Below are 4,542 nucleotides of genomic sequence, written 5' to 3'. Positions count from 1 at the left end.
TGTTTAACAAGTCTTAAAATTTAGATTTCCGGAATAGTTAGAACTATTTAAATCGATTTTGAGAGTTTTATAGTGTATTTATACTTATCCATAAATAAAATAGCCTTAAAATCTATTTAAATCGATTTTAAGGCTATTTTATTTATGGTGTTCTAGTATGGTTATTTTTTTTGATGAAATATCTCGAAACTCCCCCCTAAATTTAGATTTAGGGAATAGTTATATATAAAAAAGAGTGTATCTATTGAAATTACTACATTTCAGTAAATACACTCTTTTTTATTTTTTATGTAATTGTTCAAACCTTATTTTCTAAAGTTTGGAATTTCTAAAACTTTTTAATTTGATTTTTTCAAATACTTTATTTTTTTAAGATTTTTTATTAATTTTCTATCAAATTATTTATAAATTAAAAATCATATCCCATCATTTTCAGGATTAATTTTATAGATCTTTTCCACCAATTTATTACTAATGCAACAAGTCCTACTGCAAATACTGTAATTAATATTATTGCTAAAACTCCAATTATTTTTGTCATAATAAAATTTCTCCTTTTTATCGTTGTATACTTATAATCCATTGGTATTTCAAGCGTTTACAATGATTAGTATACTATTTTCATCAATGTAGTATACAGCTACCCCAGTTGCACAGCAACTGTTTCAGTTGTGTAGTATACAACTGTTTATCCTGCACTTACGTGTTTCAACTCCTTAGGAGCTTGGAATTCGTGCTGTGTTAAAAAAGAGAAAGAAAGACCTAGTTTTAACTAGACCCTTCTTTCTCTTTTTTAAAGATTTTTTTAAGTTTGCCAATTAAAAATAAATTAAATATTATAATTGCTAAAATTAAAATATCTATTTTAGATACTTTTGACTTATCTATATGATACAAATACAATAAGCCTACCACTAAATTTGTAAAAAAAAGTTTATTCATTATACCCCTGCTAATAATCTCCCCTAAAATCTATTTATTCAGTCTATAAGCTTATACTATCACATATCCTTATAATTTCACATATCTATAAGCAAAACCCCTTAAAATCGATTTATTTAGCTCTTATTGTGACAACTGACGTTTTATTTTAGCTTGAGTGTTTTTTACTCAATGTAAAATAAATAAGGAGGGCGTCAGCTATTTTTTTATTTCCGTTATTAAGCTAGTTAACAACGTATTTACTTAGATTTTTTTAACTTTTTATTGCTTTTTTATATATTAAAGGACTACATTTACTGTTAAGTAGCTTATTAACGGAGGAATTTATATGTTAAATCTATCTAGTAAAAAAGAAATTGAGAATTTAAAGTTTGAAAAAACTAGACTTGAAATTAAAATTTCAAAATTAGAAAAAGAAGTAGAATCCCTAAGAAAAGCAAATAAGATACAAGAAGATCTTCTTAAAGATTGGGAAAAATCTTATAAAGAATCTTTATTTGAAATTAATAAATTGAAAAAAGAGTTGAAAGAATATAACCCAAAATTAAAACCAAGAACTAAAAAAATTTCTAAAAGTGATATAAAAAAAATAAAAGAATTACATAGACTTAATGAATACACCTATCGAGAAATTAGTCTAAAAACTAAGTGGAGTATATGTACTATTTCAAAAGTTATAAATGGATTTTATGATTAGTAAAAATAAAAATATATAAATAAATTTTTTTAATAAACTAAACTAAAAAAATTAAAATTACAATAAAAAATTTAACATTAAACAAATCAAAAACTTTATGAAACTCATAAAAAAAGTGGGGGCAAAAAGCCTAAAAAGTGAGGCATTATTAGTAAAAATTGATATCCCCTTAAAACAAGTCGCACTGCGACTAATATCATGCAATGATATCAGTTTTCTCTTATGCTCTTCATTCTACGAGGTTTTTAGTAGAATGATTTTTATTTTTAAAAGAAATCCAATAATTAAATGAAAGTTTTTTTATTAAGCATAGATAAAAGTCTCTATCTTTTTTAATTTAATTTTTTTTTTACTTAGCATAAAAAAGAAATTAAAGAGCATAAGAGGAATTGGTAACCATTTGAGGTTAAAGTCGCAGTGCGACTTATTTTTAAGCACCTCCACTTTTTTATCTATATGCATACATATTAGCGTTTTTTGCCTCACTTTTTTTGCTAGTTATTAATTAACTTTATCCTAATAAATAAAATTAATTAATATATTTTTTTGATTTAAATTTTAGATTTCCTATTTTGTTTTTTTATATTTTTATCTCAATTCATTTTTCAAAAACTCGATTATTTTAGTTGTAGTTTTAAAATTTTTTCATTGATCTTTTAACTAGAAATTGATTAATTTTAAAGAAATAAAAAAGGAATCGTGTTGGTGGCACGATTCCTTTTTTATTTCTAAACTCTAACGTAAAGATTTACTACTCATGATTATATATCATACTAATTTATTAAAATATATTCAATATTCTAAGTGTTATTTTTATATAAAACATTAACTAAACCTAGTACTTTTTTAATTCAATAAATTTCTCTTTTTTTGAAAAATATATAGTAATAAGTTACTGATTAGGTAATTGTTTTTTATATAAGCCTACGGCTAAAATCAACTTTCAACCTACGGGTAAAAGTTGATGCTAACGCAGAGCAAGTAAGAAAAGTTAGAAGGAACTTTTCCTACTTGCTCTTTTGTTGTTTTTGTTCTTGGTTTTTGTTTTTTAATTGTTCAAACAAAATAACTTGTAAAATCTATGTAACTAAGATACAACAGGCACAAGGGAGCTGAAATCGACGCAATTATTCCCTTATGCCATCAAAATAGCTTGTACTAAAAATAAACATAACTATTCTGATTCATAAGGAATAATTGCTTTTGATAATACAACAGTATACTCAGTCGCCTTATCTTCTCGCACCCTTTCTATTACGTGTAAACACCCATAAACTTTCTACACTATGGTTCTATCCTAGTGCTGATGTCTGTTTATGGTTCCCGATACATTAGTATCCTAGAACTCCCACACCCGACCTTTACGTAGTCGTCACGCTCGAACCCGTACTGCCTAAAGAAAGGGACTAGGCTTATCTGTACGGAGGCTCACTTTCTGCATTGGCTGAACTCACCTGACCTTGTTTATAGTGATTAAGGGGTCCCACTATATGTCATTTATTATACAAGGTGACATACAACCTTGTTTGATTATTTTAGTTATATAATCAACTGTTATTGTTTTGAGCCAATAACTACTTACTTTGATTTTTCATTTCTCTTTTTTCTCTTTTGTATTCTTCTAATAAGCGATAAACTTCATCTTGGTTTATTTTTGAACCACAAATTTTACAAAGTTCCATTTTCATAACTAGAATTTTCTTAACTTTATATTCATGACCACAACTACAAGTGTATATTTTATCTAACTTTCTCTTCTTTTCTTGCATGATCTCACTCCTTTTACATAGATACATTAAAAAAAGCTATCCTCAACTGTGAGAATAGCTTGATATTTCATAAACCTTTTTCAAATTTATAACCTTGAACATTCTTATAAAATCATTTATAATCTTGTAAAGAAGTTAAAAATTTGAGAGTAACTGTTGTTGTTCTATCAAGTATGTCCAGTACTTTTTAGTAGCAACAGTTTCTAAGGCTTACTTGTACTATCTAACTGCTTCCAACAGTTGGGTACTTAGTCCCGATTAGGTTTGCCGACCGAAAGGGGTACTTGTAAGTCTTTTTTATTTTGTTTTCTAAATATATGATAAAGTTTTTTACATAAATTTACAAATGTTTTTTATTATTAATATAAATTTAATTAAAAAATCAAAGCCCTTAGTGTCCAAATAAATGGATGCTAAGGGCTTTTTTACTAATACTCTTTAAATAAGTTTTTAAGGATTAGTTGATTATATTAATACTACTAAAAGTAATACACTACATATTGTTCCTAAAGATGCAAATATATTAATAACTTTATTAATTTTTAAATCAGATTTGAAAATTTTAGTAAGCATAACATATATTAAAATCCCTATAATCCCACCTATTGTATTATTAATTAAATCTGTTATATCAGATGCTCCTACGCCAAATACAAATTGTGTTATTTCAAACACTAAGCTTACTCCAAATATAGGAACCACTTTTTTTATAAAGTTCCAATTAGTCTTTAATATACTTATGTATATACCAAAAGGTATAAATGCAATTATATTGTAGATTAACTCTAGGATGTTAATCTTACCATTTACTATTACCGAACCCCCATAAGGTATTAAGTTAATACTTCTTCTCCCTAATTCAGGAAATCCTATTTTGAATAATATTACAAAGGTTAATATAAATAAATATATTATAAGTAAAATATTTGTTATTTTGTAGCTATTATTTTTTTTGCTTATTTCCATTCAGCTCTCCCCCTTAAATATTCCATATTTAAGTATACTAATTACCATATGTTTAACAAGTCTTAAAATTTAGATTTCCGGAATAGTTAGAACTATTTAAATCGATTTTGAGAGTTTTATAGTGTATTTATACTTATCCATAAATAAAATAGCCTTAAAATCTATTTA

General features: G+C 25.6%; 4 protein-coding genes. 1 reads left to right on the top strand and 3 read right to left on the bottom strand.

Annotated elements, in window-relative coordinates; genetic code table 11:
* Positions 1-409 precede the first annotated feature (409 nt).
* Positions 410-541, bottom strand: a complete 132-nt coding sequence (locus H8891_RS15545; protein ID WP_276510635.1) for a hypothetical protein — start codon at positions 539-541, stop codon at positions 410-412.
* Between the two features lie 729 nt (positions 542-1,270).
* On the opposite strand from H8891_RS15545, the gene H8891_RS14815 reads away from it, so the two are divergent.
* Positions 1,271-1,639, top strand: a complete 369-nt coding sequence (locus H8891_RS14815; RefSeq protein ID WP_187007003.1) for a DNA-binding protein — start codon at positions 1,271-1,273, stop codon at positions 1,637-1,639.
* Between the two features lie 1,574 nt (positions 1,640-3,213).
* On the opposite strand, the gene H8891_RS14810 is transcribed toward H8891_RS14815, so the two are convergent.
* Both H8891_RS14810 and H8891_RS14805 read right to left on the bottom strand, forming a co-directional pair.
* On the bottom strand, positions 3,214-3,408 hold the full coding sequence (locus tag H8891_RS14810; protein WP_187007002.1) for a hypothetical protein: 195 nt from the start codon (positions 3,406-3,408) through the stop codon (positions 3,214-3,216).
* A 465-nt stretch (positions 3,409-3,873) separates the two neighbouring features.
* Positions 3,874-4,374: a VanZ family protein gene (locus H8891_RS14805; protein WP_187007001.1), complete on the bottom strand. Its 501-nt coding sequence runs from the start codon at positions 4,372-4,374 to the stop codon at positions 3,874-3,876.
* Between the last annotated feature and the right edge of the window lie 168 nt (positions 4,375-4,542).

It is taken from the genome of Paeniclostridium hominis, assembly GCF_014306135.1.
Classification (GTDB): Bacteria; Bacillota; Clostridia; order Peptostreptococcales; family Peptostreptococcaceae; genus Paraclostridium; species Paraclostridium hominis.
The sequence above is the reverse complement of the archived record's forward strand: the minus strand, read 5'-3'. Positions and strand labels throughout refer to the sequence as shown.

What these genes read in the sequence shown, in the direction of transcription:
- H8891_RS15545 (WP_276510635.1), bottom strand. Translation starts at nt 541, where the DNA reads ATGACAAAAATAATTGGAGTTTTAGCAATAATATTAATTACAGTATTT.
- H8891_RS14815 (WP_187007003.1), top strand. Translation starts at nt 1,271, where the DNA reads ATGTTAAATCTATCTAGTAAAAAAGAAATTGAGAATTTAAAGTTTGAA.
- H8891_RS14810 (WP_187007002.1), bottom strand. Translation starts at nt 3,408, where the DNA reads ATGCAAGAAAAGAAGAGAAAGTTAGATAAAATATACACTTGTAGTTGT.
- H8891_RS14805 (WP_187007001.1), bottom strand. Translation starts at nt 4,374, where the DNA reads ATGGAAATAAGCAAAAAAAATAATAGCTACAAAATAACAAATATTTTA.